The organism is Hydrogenophaga sp. (assembly GCF_018780075.1).
Taxonomy (GTDB): Bacteria; Pseudomonadota; Gammaproteobacteria; order Burkholderiales; family Burkholderiaceae_C; genus Hydrogenophaga.
In genome coordinates, this window is the sequence record NZ_JADMKB010000105.1 from 78,528 (window position 1) to 97,420 (window position 18,893).

Genomic DNA, 18,893 nt, shown 5'->3' on the forward strand with positions numbered 1-18,893 from the left:
CCACCGCCGACCATCATCCGCCTCTGCCTCCGCCTTGGCGCTGCCCATTGAACGGCGTATCCTCCCTCCACCGAGCCCGCCCGCCTTCCCGCCACAGACGCCCCCGCCGTGACCAGGCCCCGCCCAGCGCGATCGGCACACCGCGGTCTTTCCCCTGGAGATGGCTCATGGCAGACGATGACTCCCCGCCCTCCCGCCCCCTGGGGGCCCTGCCCCGGTTCCCGTTCCGGGTCCAGTGGGACGCGGAAGAGATGCGGTGCCAGGAGGCCTTGGGGCTCGACACCGAGTCGCCGTCGATTTCGTACCGCGCTGGCAGCAGCGAGGCGAGTTCGCCGTTCACGATGCCCGGGCTGAAGAAGGTCGGCAACGTCTCCCTGATGAAGGGCGTGTTGAAGGCCAACAGCACGCTGTGGGACTGGTTCGGTCAGATCACCGCGAACACCATCCAGCGCAAGCTGGTCCGGGTGAGCCTGCTCGACGAGACCGGTCGCCCGACGACGGTGTGGACGCTGACCAACGCGTGGCCGACCCAGGTCACCCGCGTCGAAGGCACGTTCGGCGATGACGAGGTGGCGGTGGCGTTGGTCGAGTTCGTGTGCGACGGCGTGACCCTGTCCAGCTGAGCCCCTCGTCAGCGGCCTTTCACTTCGCGGCTCACCACACCATCACGGAGGTCTCGGCCTGGGCGTCGGCGTAGTAGAGGCGCAGGCCGATCTGGTAGGTGCGGCCCTTGGTGAGTCGCATCTTGATCAGCGCGTTGCGGTCCACGCCGCTGTCGTCGTCGCCGCCGATCTGCACATTGCCCTGCGGCGTCACCTCGAACAGCACGACCACCGTGTCGGAGGTGCCGAAGGTGCCGACGTTGTAGGTGCGGGTGCGCGGCGCGACGAACTCGAACACGCGGGTCTGGCCGCGGTCGAGCTGCAGCAGTTGCGAGAGACCGACCTTGAGCTGCGGCAGGCCGGGTGTGGCCGGGTCTTTGGGGTAGGCGACGCGCACCCAGGCGATGTCGAGCTGCGAGAGGCCGCCGGCCGGGTGCAGGCCGGTGGCGGAGTACTGCGCGGGCTCGGCGATCAGGCCGGGGGCGAAGGCGTATTCCATCACCGAGTCCGGGTCCCACTGGCTGCCCTTGATGGAGTCGGTGGCGATCTTGCGCAGGATGTTCTGTTCGATGGTGGCGTCGTCCCAGCTGTTGGGCGCGGCGCGGAAGTGGTTGCGCACGGCGGTCTCGTTCCAGACGATGCCGGCGTGCGGGTTCTGGTGCTCGTGTTCGAGGCCGAGCGTGTGGCCGATTTCGTGCAGGGCGGTGTCGCGGCCGTGGCTGGTGGTGAGCGGCCAGCCGAAGTTCATGGTGCTGTGCTGCGGGTCGCGCACGGAGAGCACGTCGCGGCCCACGTAAGACCACGAGCCGTCGCTCTGGTCGAAGCCGATGCGCACGGTGGCGTCCTGCGGGTGGGGCACCTCGCGGAACTCGATGCCGATGCCCAGCGCGGCCCACTGGGCGAAGGCCTTGCGCACCTCGGCGATGTCGGTGGGGTCGCCGCGCCGCGCGGCGGGCACGCCGGTGTCGCTGCCGTCGTAGCAGTGGTAGGTCAGCGAGGTGCCTTTGACCCACTGCTTGCCGAAGCTGATGATGGAAAACGCGCGCGGCGAGGCGACGTCGGCGCCGAACTGGCGCATGTCGGTCACCGGCTGGCGGCAGTAGCGCAACGGGGCGCCGGGTGGGTCGGAGCGGGCGGGGCGCGGCTTCCTGGCGGCGGGGCCCTTGGCTTTGGAGGATGTTGCCGCAAGGGCTTTTGCGGCAGATTTTGATGAGGTTTTGGGCATGGCGGGCTCCTGTGGGGCAGAGGGGGTGTGCCGTTCAGGAGCGGGCTGCCCGTGACCGGCGCCTGCAGGGGCCGGGTCGGTGGGGTTCAGGCCCGCGCGCGCTGCAAGCCGGGTTGTACGCCGGCCCCGCCCGCTTGGCATCCCCTGTTCAAGGGAGTCCGTGGTGGTGCGTGCCGGCGCTGGCCTGCGGGGGCCTTCGGGCCTTCATTTCCACTCGATCTGGGCCCAGTACTGGACGGCGTACTCACGGTCGATGGCGACGGGGGTGCCGAGCAGCTTGAGCGCGGTGCCTTTGGGGATCACGCCCAGGCTGCTGCGGGCGCGGAAGTACTCCGCGTCGTTGGACGGCAGGCCGTCGCGCACGACCATGTTGCCCAGCGCGGTGTAGGTGGCGCCCAGCGGCAGCGTCTCGGGCTTGCCCCGGACGGGGGTGTCGTTGCCGCCGGTGCCGAGCATGGTCTTGCCCCAGTCGCCCTGGTAGTCGCCGATCCAGATGTAGCCCTTGCGGGTCAAGGGTGCGCTGGGCGCCACCTCGCGTGCCACGCTGGCGAACTGGGCGGTCTGGTCCGACACGGTCTGGGAGGCCGCGAAGACCTCGGCCTGGGTCTCGGTGGAGGTCGCCGTGGTCACGGCAGGCGCCGCCTTTTTCAGCGCCTCGATTTCGGCCAGCACGCCGTTGAGCTTGCCGTCGAGGCTGGCGATTTCACCGCTGGCCTGTTGCACGAACTTGATGCCGCCCGGACCGAGTTCGGTGACCTGGCCGAACTGGACACCCAGCAAGGACTTGGCGACCAGAAGGGCGAGCAGCAGGGAGAAGATGGTGACCGGGTACTTGAGCAGCTCGACCCAGACATCCTGTTTGTTCGGTTCGCTCATGGTGTGTGCTCCTTCGGTTCGGTTGCTCAGTAGTCCAGCCACTCGACAGGGCTCACCGGCGCCTGCCCCGTGATGCGGTGCAGGGTCGCCTCGATCACGTCGATGTTGTTGTCGAACGAGCCGTGTGTGGCCCGTTCGGTCTTGCCTTGTTTGTTGACCCGGATGTAGGGCGTGGGCACCGGGTGGAGGTTGGCGGCGGGGAAGGCGGCGCGCCACTGCGCGAGCGATGCGAGCTGGCTGCTCGCCCACTGGTCGTCGTTGAAGTGCTGGGGGTCGTGGGCGCGCTCCATGCCGAGCAGGGGCATCTTGCGCGCGTCGTCCAGCGCCCGGCTCACGAGGTAGAGCAGCGATTTGCCGTAGAGCGTGACGGGGCCGAGCTGGACCATGTCGTCGTCTTTTTCCTGTCGGTCCGTGAGGAAGTGCAGGTGCATCTGCCGGGGCTGGATCACCGGCGCGCCCGTTTTCAGGTATTTCTCGTTGGCAAAGGCGACGGTGCAGGCGGGGGCGTACAGCGAGCAGCTGGTGGCCGTGACCTGGCTGGCCGCGAGCCGCTCGACCAGGTGGCCCAGCACGATGGACCCCGCGGAGTGGCCGACCAGGTGCAGCCGCAAGGGCTGGTGGCCGAGCCGGGTTTGCAGCGCCGCGAGCGCCTCGGCCAGCAGGTGGCTGCCCCGGCCTTTCAGCGCGGCGAGCCGGGCGTTCTGCCGCATCTCGCTCCACAGGCCTTTGAAGGCCTTGCCCGCGATCGCCTCGACGCTGCGGTCGCGCGCCTCGCCCAGGCTCGCCAGCATGCCGCGCGAGCGCTCGTCGTCGATGCCGAAGGCCTGGCGCAACTTGTCCTCCAGCGTGTGCATCAGGGTTTCCAGCGGGCCGGTGCGCCAGGTCAGAAACAGCGGGTAGACGCCGTTGGCCTCGAAGTACGGGGCCAGCACCCGGATGCGATCGATGGACTCGGCTTCGCTGTTGAGGCCACCGTGGGCATAGACCATGAGGTGGGCCTGCGGCTGTGTCTGGAAGAACCCCAGGGCCCGGTCCACCTGGGCCTGCACGAAGCGCGCGACATCGCCGTCGATGCCGGCGGTGAGGTCGGTGAGTTCGACATGGCCGTTGTTGCCGGTCACCAGCGTGTGCTCATAGGCCTTGGCGGTGGACCAGGGCTGGTAGGGCCTGTGATCGAACTCGCGGTCGATCGGCCAGGGGTCGTCCAGCGGGTTGTCGGGGTTCTGGCACTGGCGGCTCGCCTGGCTCAGCGAGCGCGCGCTGCGGTTCGGCCAGCGCTGGGCGGCGATGCGCTCGGGCGACACCTCGTGGCGCTGGGGGACGCCCATGCCCATCGCCCAGGCGTCGGTGCCGTATTGCACCCAGTCGCTGTAGGGCATCACCGCAAACCCCGCTGCGCCCCAGCCGCCGCCCCAGGAGTTCTGCACGATGAAGCCGCGGTCGTTGTAGCCCACGAGGGCGAAGGCGTGACCGCCGAGCCCGGGGCCTTGGCGCTCGGGGATGGTCGGCAGCTCGGCCTCGTCGTGGGAACCCGGCGCTTGCGGGCGGTGGTCGACGCGGTCCCAGCCGTCGTGCACCTGCGCGCTGACGTAGATGGCGCCGATGTCGGCGATGGCCGATTGCATCTCGACCACCGAGCTCTTGTTGATGCGGTAGTAGACGCCCAGCGGGTGCCGGAGCGCGTCCACGTCCCATTCCGTTTCGGCGCGGGCGCCTTGCCCGCTCCTGGGCCAGTAGCGTTCCTGGCAGACGCCGTGTTTGTGAAAGCCCTTGAGCGCGCCGCGGCACGAGGAGCCTTCGTAGTTTTCGCCTTCCCACTCGTCGTAGCGGCGGGCGAGCTCGTAGAACATGTGGGGGCTGACCCGGACCGCGTGGTTGGTGCCGGGCTGGCCGAGCTCGCGCAGCCACATCAGGTAGTTGACCACCGCGGCGAGGCCAAAGCCCGTGCAGGCGCCCTCGCGCCCCTGGTCCAGCACCAGCTGGGCCGCGACGTAAGAAGGCACCGCCTGGGCGAGGTGGGCGTTGGTGGGGAAGTGGGGCGGCAAGGAGCGCAGCGGCGGCTCGTAACGCAGATCGCGGAAGTCGAGCCGGTCGGGCCGGGCATCAAACTGGTGGGCGGTCAGCCATGGGCGCTTGGCGCGGGGCCTGGCCGGCTTTTTCCTGGCGGGCGTTTGGGGGGCGGTGCTGCGCGGGGGCTGGCTGGCGGCGGCCGCGCCCGAGGGGGTGTTCTGGGCGGTGGAACGGGTGCTCACGGTGGCCTCCCATGAGGACGCTGCCCGACGGACGCGGGCGCAGGCGCCACGGCGTCCATTTGTACGCCGACGCCCCGCCCGCAACATCCCCCGTTCGGGGGAGTGGTGAACGGCGCTCAGCCGTAGCGCGCGACGCTGAGCCCTTCCATGCTGATCTCGGGCGTGCGGCCGCTGATGAGGTCGGCCATGACGCGGCCGGTGCCGGCGGCCATGGTCCAGCCCAGCGTGCCGTGGCCGGTGGAGAGCATGAGGTTGTCGTAGCGGCAGGCGCCGAGGATGGGCGTGCCGTCGGGGGTCATGGGGCGCAGGCCGGTCCAGAACTCGGCCTTGGCCACATCGCCGCCTTTGGGGAACAGGTCGGTCACGACGAACTCCAGCGTCTTGCGCCGGCCTTCGTTCAACTGCAGGTCGAAGCCCGAGAGCTGTGCCGTGCCGCCGACGCGGATGCGGTCGCCCAGGCGCGTGACGGCGACCTTGTGGGTCTCGTCCATGATGGTCGATTCGGGCGCCTTGGACGCGTCCGTGATCGGCACCGTGATCGAGAAACCCTTGACCGGGTAGACCGGGATGTCAATGCCCAGCGGCGCGAGCATGGCGGTCGAGTAGCTGCCGAGCGCGAGCACGTAGCGGTCCGCCTTCATCAGGCCGTTGGCGGTGCGCACGCCGGTGATGCGCTGGCCTTCGCGCTCCAGCGATTCGATGGCGACGCCGAAGTGGAACTTCACGCCCAGCGCCTTGGCCTTCTCGGCGAGGTCGTTGGTGAACTTGAAGCAGTCGCCGGTTTCGTCGCCGGGCAGGCGCAGCGCGCCGACGAACTTCTCTTTCACGTCGGCCAGCGCGGGCTCGTACTGCAGGTAGCCGGCGCGGTCGAGCACCTGGTAGGGCACGCCGTATTCCTTCAGGATGTCGATGTCCTTGGCCGTGCCGTCGAGCTGCTTCTGCGTGCGAAAGAGCTGCAGCGTGCCTTGCTCGCGGTGGTCGTACTCAATGCCGATCTCGGCGCGCAGTTCTTTGAGGCAGTCGCGGCTGTATTCGGCCAGGCGCACCATGCGGCCTTTGTTGACCTGGTAACGCGCTTCGGTGCAGTTGCGCAGCATCGAGAGGCCCCAGCGCCACATGGCCGGGTCGAGCATGGGCTTGATCACCAGCGGGCTGTGGTGCATGAGCAGCCAGGTGATGGCCTTGCGCGGCACGCCCGGGCCGGCCCATGGCGCCGAGTAGCCGGGCGACACCTCGCCCGCGTTGGCGTAGCTGGTTTCCAGCGCGGGGCCGGGCTGGCGGTCGATCACCTCGACCTCGTGGCCGTCGCGCGCCAGGTAATACGCCATCGTGGTGCCGATGACGCCGCTGCCCAGAATCAGAACCCGCATGTTGTTGCTCTCGGTTGGAGGCCCTGCGGCGCGGGTGCGCTGCGGTCGGGGCCTGGGCTGCGGATTGCAAGGCCTGTGCCACCGGTCTGCACCCGGTAAGTGCTTGATTTGACAAGGCTTTTCCCGGGAGTAAGGGAAAGGTGTCGGGCCGTTTTGTATTGAATTCGATACGACTTGGTGGTGATCCGTCGCACAACCACGGAAAACCGTTGTGAAACAAAGGTCGATGGAGGTTGTAATGAAATTCATACAATGGCATGAAAACGTGACGGATTCACCATGCGCATCGACGTCCATTTCACCGACCGGGTCGGCATCGCCCAGGAAATCCTGGCCCAGCTCGCCAGCCGGGCGCTCAGCGTGTCGGCGGTCGAGGTCGAGCCGCCCCACATCTACATCGAGGCGCCCGCGCTCGGTGCGCTGGACTTGGCGGCTTTGCAGGCCGAGCTGCTGCGCGTGGCGGGCGTGCTGTCGGTGGCCGAGCTGGAGATGCTGCCCGGCGCGCGGCGCCGCCTCTACCTCGACGCGCTGCTGGCCTCGCAGACCGACCCGGTGCTGGCGGTGGACGCGCGCGGGGCCGTGGTGCTGGCCAACGCGGCGGCGGTGGTGGTGTGCGGCGTGACGGAGGCGCAGCTGAGTGGGCGCTCACTGAAAGACCTGACGGGCGACCCGCAGCTGGTGGACGCGCTGATCGCGCAGGCCTACCGGCTGCCGGTGAGCGAGGTGCAGGTGGGCGGGCAACGCTTCCTGATGGAGACGGTGGCGCTGCACGAGGCGGGCGGCAGCGTGGCCGGCGCGGTGCTCACGCTGCACGCGCCGCAACGCCTGGGCGAGCGCATCAGCGCGCTGCAGAACTACAGCGCCGGCGGTTTCGAGGCCATCCTTGGCCAGTCGCCCGCGATCCGCCAGCTCAAGCAGCGCGCGGCGCGCATGGCGCAGGTCGATGCGCCGCTGCTGATCCGCGGCGAGACGGGCACCGGCAAGGAGCTGGTGGCCCACGCCTGCCACGCTGGCAGCCTGCGCCGCGACCAGCCGTTTTTTGCGCTCAACTGTGCGGCCCTGCCCGAGAGCCTGGCCGAGAGCGAGCTGTTTGGTTACGCGCCCGGCGCCTTCACCGGCGCGCTGCGCAACGGCCGCCCGGGCCTGCTGGAGCTGACCGACGGCGGCACGCTGTTCCTGGACGAGGTGGGCGAGATGTCGCCCTACCTGCAGGCGAAACTGCTGCGCTTCCTGAACGATGGCAGCTTCCGGCGCGTGGGCGGCGAGCGCGACCTGAAGGTGAACGTGCGCATCATCAGCGCGACCCACCGCTCGCTCGAAGACATGGTGTCCACCGGTGCCTTCCGGCAGGATTTGCTGTTCCGCCTCGACGTGCTGCAGCTCAACCTGCCGCCGCTGCGCGACCGCACCGAAGACATCCTGCCGCTGGCCCAGGTGTTCCTGGAGCGCGCCTGCGCGCAGACCGGCCGCCCCAAGGCGCGCCTGAGCCGCGCGGCCGGCGAAGCCCTGCTGGCCAACCGCTGGCTGGGCAATGTGCGTCAGCTGCAGAACGTGATCTTCCGCGCCGTCACGCTCAACGAAGCCCCGGTGATCGACACCGCCGCGCTGGAGCTGGCCGGCGCCGACGTCAGCGCCGGCCCCGCCGCGCTCAGCGACGAGGTCAGCAGCCTGGACGACGCGGTCGCCGGCTTCGAGCGCGCGCTGCTGCAGCGCCTGCTGCCGCAGTACCCGAGCACGCGCAAGCTGGCGGAGCGGCTGGGCACCTCTCACTCGGCCATAGCGGCGCGCTTGCGCCGCTATAAGTTGTAACCCCCCCCGCGCCGCCTACTGCGTCACCCCCAAGGGGGCAATGCGAGCGGCCCGGCAAAGCCGGTTCCGCCGCATTCCCGGTTCGCGGCTCGCGCGCCGGAAAAGTCGAGGCGAAAAGAACCCCGGCTTTCGACCGGGGCAAGAGGAGTTCTCCGTGAGAACAATCTGAAGGGAGTTGGTTCAACCAATTCCATATCCGAAGCCCGTGTCCGACGCCGGGAATGCGGCGGAACCGGCTTTGCCGGGCCGCTCGCATTGCCCCCCTCAGGGGGGTGACGCCGCAGGCGGCGCGGGGGGAGGTGTTCAGCCTTGCTGAATACCAGCCAACACCCAACCACCGCTGCCCTGGCGCGACTTCGTCATGTGCCAGGTTTCGTTGATGTCTTCGGGCGCTGCGCCGTCTTCCTGCACGCGGCCGCTGAAGTGCACGCTCACGATGTAGCGGTGGTCTTCTTCGGCCACTTCGCGCACGTCGGCATCGAGGTCGAGCACGCGGGTTTCCTGCGTGGCGCCGTTGCGTTCGCGGATGTCCATCTGGATCTCGGCAAACATCTCGGGCGAGGTGAATTCGCGGATGTCGTCGAGGTTGCCCGCGTCGTTGGCGGCCTGCAGGCGCATGTAGTTGACCTTGGCGTTGCGCACGAAGGCGGGCACGTCGAAGTCGGCCGGGATGCGGCTGGCGGGCTGCTGCAGGTTGGCGCCGATCATGGAGCCGCCCTGGCTGAAGCCGGTGCTGCCGTTGCTGGCCGGGGTGGTGGGCATGCGGAAGGTGTTGTTACCCGCGTTGCCGGCGCCAGCGGCCGCTCCGGCCAAGGCGCCGCCACCGCCTTGCGAGGCGGCGCGTTTGGCCATGAAGAAGCGGAAGGCGGCGAACGCGACCATCAGCAGCAGGCCGATCATCAGCATGTTGGCCAGACCTTCACCAAAGCCCAGGTGCGAGGCCAGCGCGGCCAGCCCCAGGCCGGCGGCGAGACCGGCGATCGGGCCCATCCAGTTGCGCTTGGGTGCGGCGGCGCCGGCAGCGGCACCCGCGGCGGGCGCGGCGTTGGGGGTGGCGTCGGGCGCCTTGGCCGGCGGCGCCGACTGGCGCTGCATGCCGAGCGACTTGCCGCCGCCCAGGCGCTTGGCTTCAGCGTCCATCGCGACGGTGGTCAGGCCGAGCGTCAGAACGACGGCCAGCAGGGAAAGCAGTTTTTTCATGGAAGTCTCCATCATGTGGACAGGGAAGGACTGGACAAGATACCCGCATTGAGTTGCTTTAAAAAGCAGATATTCAATGAGCATTGTTCTTGTTTTTCGGTTGTATTCGAGGGCTTGAAAACCGCAGGGTGCCGCGCAGACCGCCCCCGGTCTCTGACCGGCATCCCGCAGTCTGCGCCCTGCGGTGGTTTCCCCCGGGCGGGGTGTGCCCAACCTGTGTCGATGATAGGGTGAGCGCCTGTGCCGACCGCCGCGCACATGGCCCACGACAACGCCCCGACCCCGCATGACCACCGCCGCCCCGACACCCCCCGCCCTGATCGACTGCCACGTGCACGTCTTCGACCCGGTGCGCTTTCCCTACGCGCCCGACGCCTGGTACACGCCCGTCCCGGCCGAAACCGGCACGCCAGAACAGCTCGGCCATGTGCTCGACGCGCACGGCGTGCGGCACGCGCTGCTGGTCGGCCCCAACTCGGGCTACGGGCTGGACAACCGCTGCCTGCTCGACACCATCGCCCGCGGCCAGGGCCGCTACAAGGGCGTGGCGGTGGTGCGCAACGACGCCAGCCGCGCCGAGCTGCAGGACCTGCAGGCGGCGGGCGTGGTGGGCATCGCGTTCAACGTGGCGCTGCTGGGCGTGGATTTCTACCGAGACACCGGGCCGCTGCTGGAGCGCCTGCGTGAGCTCGGCCTGTGGGCGCAGGTGCAGGTGCAGGACGACCAGCTCGTGCCGCTGCTGCCGCTGCTGCGCGAGAGCGGCGCGCGCCTGCTGTTCGACCACCTGGGCCGCCCGGCGCCGGCCGCCGGGGTGGGCCAGGCGGGTTTCGCGGCCCTGCTGTCGCTGGCCGGCACCGGCCGCGCCTGCGTCAAGCTCTCGGGCTGCGTCAAGGTGTCGCAGCAGGCCTACCCGCACGCCGACCTGCGTCCGCATGTGCAGGCCCTCGTGGACGCCTTCACGCCGCAGTCCCTGGTGTGGGCGTCGGACTGGCCGTTCCTGCGCGCGCCCTCGCGGGTGGACTACGGCCCCCTGCTGGCCTTGCTGGCGCAGCAGGTGCCCAACGCCACGGCACGCCGCGCCATCCTGTGGGACACGCCGCGCCGGCTGTTCGGTTTCGGCGACTGACGACGGGGCCGTCTTGTGCGGCGTGTGCGCTGTTGCACAGACTGGGGCGAACGCGCCGCCTATGGTGAGGCTCCAGCACCGGGTGGCGTGCACCCTGCACCCACCGACGGTCGTGCTGGCGTCACAAAGGATTCACCATGAATTACCAAGAGCAAGACACCTACGGCATGTACAAGAGCCGGGCCGGCGGCGGCCCTGGCCCCGGACTGATGGGCGCGAACACGCTCGACGGCAACGACGTCTTCAACCGCCAGGACGAAGACCTGGGCGACATCAAGGAAATCATGCTCGACATGAGCAACGGCCGGGTCGCGTACGCGGTGTTGTCGTACGGCGGCTTCCTGGGCATGGGCGACAAGCTGTTCGCCGTGCCATGGAGCGCGCTGACGCTGGACACCGACAACAAGCGCTTCGTGCTGGACGTGTCCAAGGACCGCCTTGAAAACGCGCCCGGCTTCGACAAGGACCAGTGGCCCGACATGGCCGATGCGAGCTGGAACAAGGAGATCCACGACTACTACGGCGTGACACCCTATTCGGACGGAAAAGTCTGACCCGCGTCGCTGAATGAAAGAAGGGCTGCGGCCGAGAGGTTGCAGCCCTTTGGCACGTCGGGGCAGGAGCGGTTCACCAGAACCGCTCCTGCCCCGACCGCGCTCAGGCGGCGCGCGCCAGAAACGCCAGCAGGTCGCCGTTCAGGCGCTCCTTGTCGGTGGCGAACAGGCCGTGCGGTGCGCCGTCGTATTCGATCAGGGTGCTCTGCGCGATGCCTTGCGCCGCGATCCGGCTGGACGCGGCGATGGGCACGGTCTTGTCGGCGGTGCCGTGGATCAGCAGCGTGGGCACCGTGATGGCCGCCAGGTCGCCCCGGAAGTCGGTGGACGAGAACGAGCGCATGCACGCGATGGTGGCCTTCAGGCTGGCCTGCAGGGCGATGCCGCGTGCCCACTCCAGGAGCTCGGCGCTGACGGGGCGCTCTGCCGAATCTTCGCCAAAGAAGGTCTTGAAGAAGCCGGTGAAAAACAGGGCGCGGTCGGCGCCCAGGGCCTCGGCCGTCTCGTCAAAGGCCGCCTGCTCGGTGCCGCCCGGGTTGTCGCCGGTCTTCAGGCGGAAGGGCAGGATGGACGAGATCAGCGCGCACTTCGCCACCGACTGCCCGCCGTGGCGCGCCATGTAGCGCGCCACCTCGCCGCCGCCCATGGAGAAGCCGATCAGGGTCGCGTTCTCGGCGCCGCTCTGCTGGATCACCGCCGCCAGGTCGTCGGCCAGCGTGTCGTAGTCGTAACCGCTCCAGGGCTGGGTGGAGCGGCCGAAGCCGCGCCGGTCGTAGGCGATCACGCGGTGCCCCGCCTCGGCGATGGCCATGGCCTGGTCGTCCCAGCTGTCGGCCGAGAGCGGCCAGCCGTGGATCAGGATCACGGGCGGGCCTTCGCCCCAGTCCTTGACGTAGAGGCGGGTTTTGTCGGTGGTTTCGACGGTGTTCATGGCAGGGCCTTTCACGGTGGAAAAACCGCAGTGTTGTCAGGCGCGCGGTCAGCGTCTGTCTGCTGACGAACATTCCAAGCCGTCGCGTGTTCGGTACCGCACCGACGTGCGGCATCCCGGGTGGGAAATTGTTTTCTCGGTGGCGCCACCGCGCTGCCCACCAACCCGAGGGTTTTCATGTCCAAACCGTCCGTTCCCGTGCCCCGCGAGGGCGTGAAGCAGCAGGCGATGGCGCAGGCACTGACGCCACCGCTCGACCGCCTCACCACCAACCAGGGCCTCTTGCTGAGCGACAACCACAACTCGCTCAAGGCCGGCGCGCGCGGGCCCACGCTGCTGGAAGACTTCATCCTGCGCGAGAAGATCACGCACTTCGACCACGAGCGCATCCCCGAGCGCGCGGTGCACGCGCGCGGCGCGGGCGCCCACGGCTTCTTCGAGGTCTACCAGAGCGAGGCTGCGATCACCCGCGCCGGCTTCCTGTGCGACCCGACGGTGCGGACGCCGGTGTTCGTGCGCTTCTCCACCGTGGCCGGCTCGCGCGGCTCGGCCGACACGGTGCGCGATGCGCGCGGCTTCGCGGTGAAGTTCTACACGCCCGAGGGGAATTACGACCTGGTGGGCAACAACATCCCGGTGTTCTTCATCCAGGACGCGATCAAGTTCCCCGACCTGATCCACGCCGTCAAGCCCGAGCCCGACGGCGAGATGCCGCAGGCGGCCAGTGCGCACGACACCTTCTGGGACTTCGTCACGCTCATGCCCGAGACCACGCACATGCTGATGTGGGTGATGTCGGACCGCGGCATTCCGCGCAGCCTGCGCATGATAGAAGGCTTCGGCGTTCACACCTTCCGCTTCGTGAACGCGCACGGAGAATCCAGCTTCGTCAAGTTCCAATGGAAGCCCAAGCTTGGCGTGCACGCGCTGACCTGGGACGAAGCGCAGGCGCTCGCCGGGCAGGACGCCGACTTCCACCGCCGCGACCTCTGGGAAGCGATCGCCAGCGGCCAGTTCCCCGAATGGGAGCTGGGCGTGCAGGTGGTGCCCGAGGCCGACGAGCACCGCTTCGCCTTCGACCTGCTCGACCCCACCAAGCTGATCCCCGAAGAGCTGGTGCCGGTGCGGCGCATCGGTCGCATGGTGCTCAACCGCAACCCCGACAACTTCTTTGCCGAAACCGAGCAGGTGGCCTTCCACCCCGGGCACCTGGTGCCGGGCATCGATTTCTCCAACGACCCGCTGCTGCAGGGGCGTTTGTTCTCGTACACCGACACCCAGCTCTCGCGCCTGGGCGGCGCCAACTTCCGCGAGCTGCCGATCAACAAGGGCGTGTGCCCGGTGCACAACTTCCAGCGCGACGGCCTGCACCGCCAGTCCATCGGCCGCGGGCGCGTGGCCTACGAGCCCAACACCCTGGCCAACGGCGAGGAGTTACGCGTCGATGGCCGCAGCTTCGATCCGGTCGGCCCGGCCGGCTTCACCAGTTATCCCGAAGCGCTGGAGCCGCCCAAGCAACGCGGGCGCAGCGCGTCGTTCGACGAGCACTACTCGCAGGCGCGGCTGTTCTGGGTCAGCCAGTCGGCACCCGAGCAGGAGCATCTGGTGGCGGCGTTCCAGTTTGAACTCTCCAAGTTGCAGACGCCCGCGATCCGCCAGCGCATGGTGGACACGCTGGCCCATGTGGACGCCGATCTCGCCCAGCGCGTCGCCGCCCCGCTGGACACGAAGCCGCCCGACAAGGCCGCGGCCACGGCCTGGCCCGGCTTCCGGGAGGGCCCGGCCGTGGCCGACCTGGCGCCCTCACCGTCGCTCAGCATGGCCGTCGCGCAGAGCGCCGGCATCGCCACGCGCAAGCTCGCGATCCTGGTGGCCGACGGCGTGCACGGCGCGGCGGTGCGGGCCGTGCAACAGGCGCTGGCGGCCGAAGGCGCGACGTCCACGCTGGTCGGGCCGACGCTGTGCCCCGTGCGGTGCGCCGACGGTGAGCCGCTGGCCGTGGCCGCCACGCTGGACAACGCGCCTTCGGTGCTGTTCGACGCGCTCTACATGCCGCCCATGGCGGCGGGGGCCGAGGGGCTGGCCGGTGATCCGCGGGCGCTGCGCGCCGTGGAGCAGGCCTGCCGGCACGGCAAGACCGTGGCGGCGTCGGGATCGGGCGCGCGCCTGATCGCCGCAGCGGGCGTGGACCCGGCACGGCCCGGTGTGCTGGTGGACACCTCGGACGCGGTGAGCGCCGCGTTCACGGCGGCCCTGGTCACCGCCATGGGCCAGCACCGCCATTGGGGCGCTTGAGCAGATGGACCGCATGACCCCCACCCCCACCCCGGCCGCGTTCACCGTTCGCGCCGCGTGCGCCACCGTCCTGCTGGCGCTGGGCGCCTGCGCCGAGCCCGCGCGTTTCACCGTGGCCGAAGGCTCCGGCAACAACCCGGCGCTGCCCGCGCCCAGCCGGGCGTTGATCCCGACCGTGAACATCGCGCCGGCGCGGGGCTGGCCCGAGGGCGCCATGCCCACCCCGGCGCCCGGCCTGCAGGTGCAGGCCTTCGCCCGCGACCTGGACCACCCGCGCTGGCTGCTGGTGCTGCCCAACGGCGACGTGCTGGTGGCCGAAAGCAACGCGCCGCCCAAGGCGGACCGGCCCACCGGCCTCAAGGCCTGGGTCACGGGGCTGGTGATGGGCCTGGTGATGCAGCGCGCGGGCGCGGCCGTGCCCAGCGCCAACCGCATCACCCTGCTGCGCGACACCGATGGCGACGGCGTGGCCGATGTGCGCTCGGTGTTGCTGAGCGGCTTGCATTCGCCGTTCGGCATGGCGCTGGTGGGCGAGCGCCTGTTCGTGGCCAACGCCGACGCGGTGCTGGTCTTCCCGTACCGACGGGGCGACACGGTCATCCACACCGCCGGCACGAAGCTGCTGGACCTGCCCGGCGGGCCGATCAACCACCACTGGACCAAGAGCCTGCTCGCCAGCCCCGACGGCCAGCGCCTCTACGTGGGTGTCGGGTCCAACAGCAACATCGGCGAGAACGGCATGGCGGCCGAAGCCGGCCGGGCGTCGGTCTGGGAGGTGGACCTGCGCAGCGGTGCCCACCGCGTTTTTGCCTCGGGCCTGCGCAACCCGGTCGGCCTGGCCTGGGACGCCAGCGGACGCACGCTCTGGGCGGTGGTCAATGAGCGCGATGAACTCGGCAGCGACCTGGTGCCCGACTATCTGACCTCGGTGCGCGACAGCGCCTTCTATGGCTGGCCTTACAGCTACTACGGCCAGCGGGTGGACACGCGCGTCACGCCACCCGCAACCGACCGGGTGGCCACGGCCTTGGTGCCCGACTTTGCGCTCGGTCCCCACGTGGCGCCCCTGGGGCTCGCGTCGTCCGTCGGCAGCCGGCTGCCCCGGCCCTTCACCCACGGCATGTTCATCGGGCAACACGGTTCGTGGAACCGCCGCCCGCACAGCGGCTACAAGGTGGTGTTCGTGCCATTCAGCGGTGGGCAGCCCTCGGGACCGGCGCGCGAGGTGCTGGGCGGATTCCTCAGCGCCGACGGCGAGGCCTTCGGCCGGCCGGTGGGCGTGGCGCTGGACGCGCGGGGGGCGCTGCTGGTGGCCGACGACGTGGGCAACGTGGTCTGGCGGGTGAGCGCGCCCCAGTGAGCGGGGCGGGGCCGGTGTCCGGCCGGTGACAGGCGGTTTTATTTTTACAAAGCATCTGCTTGCTAAAAATATCAGGCGCTGATAAGGTCATTGCCCATGAGCGATGACTTGCCTCCCAAAACGACGGCCGACGAGCCGCGCCGCGCCCGCGGCCGTCCCCGAAAAACCGCCGACGAGCGCGACGACGGCAACCGGCGCCAGGACCTGCTGCGGGCTGCGGCCCGTCTGTTCCGCACCCAGGGTTTCGCCGCCACCAGCACGCGCGACATCGCCACCGCCGCCGGCATGCGCTCGGGCTCTCCCTTCTATCACTTCGACAACAAGGAAGCCCTGCTCGCGGCCGTGATGCAGGAGGGCATGGTGAGCGCCGCGGCGCGCCAGGCCGAGGCGATGCAGCGTGCCACGGCGCCACTCAAGCGCGGCCAGACGTTGACGGCGCGCGAGGCGCTGCGGGTGCTGGTGCGCAGCCACTTCGAGGTGCTGCTCGGGCCCGACAGCGACTTCATCCCGGTGATGCTGTACGAGTGGCGCTCGCTGTCGGAGGCCGAGCGCATCGAGGTGAAACGCCTGAAAGACGCCTACGAGGCGGTGTGGGTGCCGGTGCTGCAGGCGTTGCGAGACAGCGGCGAGCTGCAGGGCGACCCCGCGTTGTCACGGCTGATGATTTTCGGCGCGCTCAACTGGTCGGTGCAGTGGTACGACCCGCGCCGCAACGCCTCGCTCGACGACCTCACAGAAGCGGCGTTGCACCTGTTTTTGAAGGAACCGGCATGAGCGATCAATACAGGTCGGCCTTTCGCGACGGCCTGTTCGCGGGCCGTGTGGTGATGGTGACCGGTGGCGGCTCGGGCATCGGCCGCTGCACCGCGCACGAGCTCGCCAGCCTGGGCGCGATGGTGGTGCTGGTGGGCCGCAACCCCGACAAGCTGCAGGCCACCGCGGTCGAGATCGCGGAGGACGGTGGCCGCGCGAGTTTCCACGTCTGCGACATCCGCCACGAAGAGGGCGTGAAGGCCATGGTGGCCGACGCGGTGCGTGCCCACGGCCGCATCGACGCGCTGGTCAACAACGCGGGTGGCCAGTACCTCACGCCGCTGGAAAAAATCAGCGCCAAGGGCTGGCAGGCGGTGATCGACACCAACCTCACCGGCGGCTTCCTGGTGTCGCGCGAGTGTTACCTGCAGAGCATGGCGCAGCACGGCGGCGCGGTGGTCAACATCGTGGCCGACATCTGGGGCTCCATGCCCGGCATGGGCCACAGCGGCGCGGCGCGCGCGGGCATGGTCAGCTTCACCGAAACGGCCGCGATGGAATGGGCGAAAAGCGGCGTGCGCGTGAACGCCGTGGCACCCGGCTACATCGCCTCCAGCGGCATGGACCACTATCCCGCCGAGGCCGGGCCGATGCTGCGCGAGATGCGCCAGACCGTGCCGCTGGGCCGCTTCGGCAACGAGGCCGAAACCTCGGCCGCCATCGTGTTCCTGCTCTCGCCCGCGGCCAGTTTCATCAGCGGCACGGTGCTGCGCGTGGACGGCGCGCGGCCGCAGGTGCGCATGGGCTGGGGCCCGGTGGCGGCGCCTGAGGACGTGCAGCAGCGCGATGCGGTGAAGCCGTTTGATGGCTTTCACCGATCTGTGACGCCCAAGGTGTTCCAGTCATGAGCTTTGAAACGACGTTCAACCCGCACAGCGAACAGGCCGCGCAACGCCGCGACGCCATGCTCGCTCGCATCGCCCAGCTGCGCGCGCTCGAAGACCGCGCCGCCCAGGCCTCGGCCCGGTCCGCGCCGGTGTTCCACCAGCGCGGTCAGCTGCTGCCGCGCGAACGCATCGGCCTGCTGCTGGACCCGGGCGCGCCCTGGCTGCCGCTGTGTTCGCTGGCCGGCTTCCTGCAGGACAGCAAAGACCCGGAGAAGTCGGTGCCCGGCGGCGGCATGCTGGCCGGCATCGGCTTCATCAGCGGCGTGCGCTGCATGGTGGTCGCGAGCGACTCGGGCATCGAGGCCGGCGCCATCCAGCCGCGCGGGCTGGAGAAGATCCTGCGCGTGCAGGAGATGGCGCTGGAGAACCAGCTGCCCTTCGTGCACCTGGTCGAGAGCGCAGGCGCGAACCTCATGAAGTACCAGGTCGAGGGTTTCGTGCTCGGTGGCGGCCTGTTCCGCAACCTCGCGCGCCTGTCGGCCGCGGGCCTGCCGGTCATCACGGTGCAGCACGGCTCGGGCACGGCGGGCGGCGCCTACATGCCGGGCCTGAGCGACGTGGTGATCATGGTGCGCGGCCGCTCGCGGGCTTTCCTGGCCGGGCCGCCGCTGCTCATGGCCGCCACCGGCGAGGTGGCGACGGAAGAAGAACTGGGTGGCGCGGAGATGCACACCGGCATCTCCGGCCTCGGTGAATACCTGGCCGAAGACGACCGGGAGGCGCTGGGCATCGCCCGGCGTGTGGTGGACCAGACGGGCTGGCAGGCAAGGCCCGCCACACCCGCCGAACCCCCGCGCTTCGATGCCGACGACCTGCTCGCCCTCATGCCCCCGCACCACCGCGAGCCGGTGGACATGCGCGAGGTCATGCTGCGCATCACCGACGCATCCGACCTCCTCGAATTCAAGCCGCTCTACGGCGCCGCCACGGTCTGCGCCCAGGCGCACATCGGCGGCCACGCGGTCGGCCTCATCAGCAACAACGGTCCCATCGACGTGGCCGGCGCCAACAAGGCCACGCACTTCATCCAGTGGATGTGCCAGCTCGGCCACCCCATCGTCTATTTGCAGAACACCACCGGCTACATGGTGGGCAAGGACAGCGAGCAGGGCGGGATGATCAAGCACGGCAGCAAGATGATCCAGGCCGTGACCAACGCCACCGTGCCGCAGATCACCCTCCAGTGCGGGGCGTCGTTCGGCGCGGGCAACTACGGCATGTGCGGCCGCGGCTACGCACCGCGTTTTCTCTTCACCTGGCCCAACGCTCGCACCGCCGTCATGGGCGGCGAGCAGGCGGCCAAAACCATGCAGATCGTGGCCGAGGCAGGTTTGGCGCGCAAAGGCATCGCCACCGACACGCCCGAGGTGCAGGCGCAGATGAAAAACCAGTTCGACGCCATCGTGCAGAAGTTCGAGTCGCAGGCCGACGCCTTCAGCACCAGCGGCCTGGTGCTGGACGACGGCGTGATCGACCCGCGCGATACCCGAGCCGTGCTGAGCTTCTGCCTCGACACCATCGCAGAGGCCGCTCAACGCCAGCCCAGACGCATGCAGTTCGGCGTCGCGCGAATGTGATCCCAACAGACCCCCA

Annotated in this window: 15 protein-coding genes; 9 read left to right on the forward strand and 6 right to left on the reverse strand. The window is 69.5% G+C overall.

What is annotated here, in order from left to right; genetic code table 11:
- Positions 1–167 precede the first annotated feature (167 nt).
- A complete protein-coding gene (locus tag IV088_RS17580; protein WP_291104849.1) occupies positions 168–623 on the forward strand; it encodes a phage tail protein in 456 nt (151 codons plus the stop codon).
- Between the two features lie 31 nt (positions 624–654).
- Here the strand turns inward: IV088_RS17580 and IV088_RS17585 are convergent, their stop codons facing one another.
- From IV088_RS17585 to IV088_RS17600, 4 genes are all read right to left on the reverse strand, one after another.
- Complete coding sequence (locus IV088_RS17585; protein ID WP_291104852.1) at positions 655–1,827, reverse strand: M12 family metallopeptidase; 1,173 nt, start codon at positions 1,825–1,827, stop codon at positions 655–657.
- A 204-nt stretch (positions 1,828–2,031) separates the two neighbouring features.
- Positions 2,032–2,703, reverse strand: coding sequence for a hypothetical protein (locus IV088_RS17590; RefSeq protein ID WP_291104854.1), 672 nt, complete (start codon positions 2,701–2,703; stop codon positions 2,032–2,034).
- A 26-nt stretch (positions 2,704–2,729) separates the two neighbouring features.
- Entirely contained in the window at positions 2,730–4,955 is a 2,226-nt protein-coding gene (locus IV088_RS17595; RefSeq protein WP_291104856.1) for a C1 family peptidase, read from the reverse strand.
- Between the two features lie 116 nt (positions 4,956–5,071).
- A complete protein-coding gene (locus IV088_RS17600) occupies positions 5,072–6,325 on the reverse strand; it encodes a D-amino acid dehydrogenase (RefSeq protein WP_291104858.1) in 1,254 nt (417 codons plus the stop codon).
- Positions 6,326–6,604: 279 nt separating this feature from the next.
- On the opposite strand from IV088_RS17600, the gene IV088_RS17605 reads away from it, so the two are divergent.
- The gene (locus tag IV088_RS17605) at positions 6,605–8,134 is read left to right on the forward strand and encodes a sigma 54-interacting transcriptional regulator (RefSeq protein WP_291104860.1); all 1,530 of its coding nucleotides are present in this window, start codon (positions 6,605–6,607) and stop codon (positions 8,132–8,134) included.
- Positions 8,135–8,437: 303 nt separating this feature from the next.
- Here IV088_RS17605 and IV088_RS17610 read toward each other — a convergent pair whose 3' ends face one another.
- The gene (locus IV088_RS17610; protein WP_291104862.1) at positions 8,438–9,334 is read right to left on the reverse strand and encodes a Tim44-like domain-containing protein; all 897 of its coding nucleotides are present in this window, start codon (positions 9,332–9,334) and stop codon (positions 8,438–8,440) included.
- 286 nt (positions 9,335–9,620) lie between these two features.
- Here IV088_RS17610 and IV088_RS17615 point away from each other — a divergent pair, with 286 nt between their 5' ends.
- Together IV088_RS17615 and IV088_RS17620 are read left to right on the forward strand one after the other, a co-directional pair.
- Positions 9,621–10,460, forward strand: coding sequence for an amidohydrolase (locus tag IV088_RS17615; protein ID WP_291104865.1), 840 nt, complete (start codon positions 9,621–9,623; stop codon positions 10,458–10,460).
- A 137-nt stretch (positions 10,461–10,597) separates the two neighbouring features.
- On the forward strand, positions 10,598–11,014 hold the full coding sequence (locus IV088_RS17620; protein WP_291104867.1) for a PRC-barrel domain-containing protein: 417 nt from the start codon (positions 10,598–10,600) through the stop codon (positions 11,012–11,014).
- A gap of 103 nt (positions 11,015–11,117) precedes the next feature.
- On the opposite strand, the gene IV088_RS17625 is transcribed toward IV088_RS17620, so the two are convergent.
- The gene (locus IV088_RS17625; RefSeq protein WP_291104870.1) at positions 11,118–11,945 is read right to left on the reverse strand and encodes an alpha/beta hydrolase; all 828 of its coding nucleotides are present in this window, start codon (positions 11,943–11,945) and stop codon (positions 11,118–11,120) included.
- 228 nt (positions 11,946–12,173) lie between these two features.
- Between IV088_RS17625 and IV088_RS17630 the strand changes: the two genes are divergently transcribed.
- The 5 genes from IV088_RS17630 to IV088_RS17650 all read left to right on the forward strand — a co-directional run bounded on the left by IV088_RS17630 (position 12,174) and on the right by IV088_RS17650 (position 18,877).
- Positions 12,174–14,240, forward strand: a complete 2,067-nt coding sequence (locus tag IV088_RS17630) for a catalase (RefSeq protein WP_291104968.1) — start codon at positions 12,174–12,176, stop codon at positions 14,238–14,240.
- A 13-nt stretch (positions 14,241–14,253) separates the two neighbouring features.
- Positions 14,254–15,600: a sorbosone dehydrogenase family protein gene (locus IV088_RS17635; protein WP_291104872.1), complete on the forward strand. Its 1,347-nt coding sequence runs from the start codon at positions 14,254–14,256 to the stop codon at positions 15,598–15,600.
- A 96-nt stretch (positions 15,601–15,696) separates the two neighbouring features.
- Positions 15,697–16,374 carry a TetR/AcrR family transcriptional regulator gene (locus tag IV088_RS17640; RefSeq protein WP_291104874.1) on the forward strand — a complete coding sequence of 226 codons (678 nt, stop codon included), beginning with the start codon at positions 15,697–15,699 and terminating at the stop codon, positions 16,372–16,374.
- A complete protein-coding gene (locus tag IV088_RS17645) occupies positions 16,371–17,261 on the forward strand; it encodes an SDR family oxidoreductase (RefSeq protein WP_291104876.1) in 891 nt (296 codons plus the stop codon). Before IV088_RS17640 ends, IV088_RS17645 begins: the two co-directional genes overlap by 4 nt.
- Positions 17,258–18,877, forward strand: a complete 1,620-nt coding sequence (locus IV088_RS17650) for an acyl-CoA carboxylase subunit beta (RefSeq protein WP_291104879.1) — start codon at positions 17,258–17,260, stop codon at positions 18,875–18,877. Before IV088_RS17645 ends, IV088_RS17650 begins: the two co-directional genes overlap by 4 nt.
- Positions 18,878–18,893 lie beyond the last annotated feature (16 nt).

Coding starts and splice junctions, on each gene's coding strand:
- IV088_RS17580 (WP_291104849.1), top strand. CDS start 168: ATGGCAGACGATGACTCCCCGCCCTCCCGCCCCCTGGGGGCCCTGCCC.
- IV088_RS17585 (WP_291104852.1), bottom strand. CDS start 1,827: ATGCCCAAAACCTCATCAAAATCTGCCGCAAAAGCCCTTGCGGCAACA.
- IV088_RS17590 (WP_291104854.1), bottom strand. CDS start 2,703: ATGAGCGAACCGAACAAACAGGATGTCTGGGTCGAGCTGCTCAAGTAC.
- IV088_RS17600 (WP_291104858.1), bottom strand. CDS start 6,325: ATGCGGGTTCTGATTCTGGGCAGCGGCGTCATCGGCACCACGATGGCG.
- IV088_RS17605 (WP_291104860.1), top strand. CDS start 6,605: ATGCGCATCGACGTCCATTTCACCGACCGGGTCGGCATCGCCCAGGAA.
- IV088_RS17610 (WP_291104862.1), bottom strand. CDS start 9,334: ATGAAAAAACTGCTTTCCCTGCTGGCCGTCGTTCTGACGCTCGGCCTG.
- IV088_RS17615 (WP_291104865.1), top strand. CDS start 9,621: ATGACCACCGCCGCCCCGACACCCCCCGCCCTGATCGACTGCCACGTG.
- IV088_RS17620 (WP_291104867.1), top strand. CDS start 10,598: ATGAATTACCAAGAGCAAGACACCTACGGCATGTACAAGAGCCGGGCC.
- IV088_RS17625 (WP_291104870.1), bottom strand. CDS start 11,945: ATGAACACCGTCGAAACCACCGACAAAACCCGCCTCTACGTCAAGGAC.
- IV088_RS17630 (WP_291104968.1), top strand. CDS start 12,174: ATGGCGCAGGCACTGACGCCACCGCTCGACCGCCTCACCACCAACCAG.
- IV088_RS17635 (WP_291104872.1), top strand. CDS start 14,254: ATGACCCCCACCCCCACCCCGGCCGCGTTCACCGTTCGCGCCGCGTGC.
- IV088_RS17640 (WP_291104874.1), top strand. CDS start 15,697: ATGAGCGATGACTTGCCTCCCAAAACGACGGCCGACGAGCCGCGCCGC.
- IV088_RS17645 (WP_291104876.1), top strand. CDS start 16,371: ATGAGCGATCAATACAGGTCGGCCTTTCGCGACGGCCTGTTCGCGGGC.
- IV088_RS17650 (WP_291104879.1), top strand. CDS start 17,258: ATGAGCTTTGAAACGACGTTCAACCCGCACAGCGAACAGGCCGCGCAA.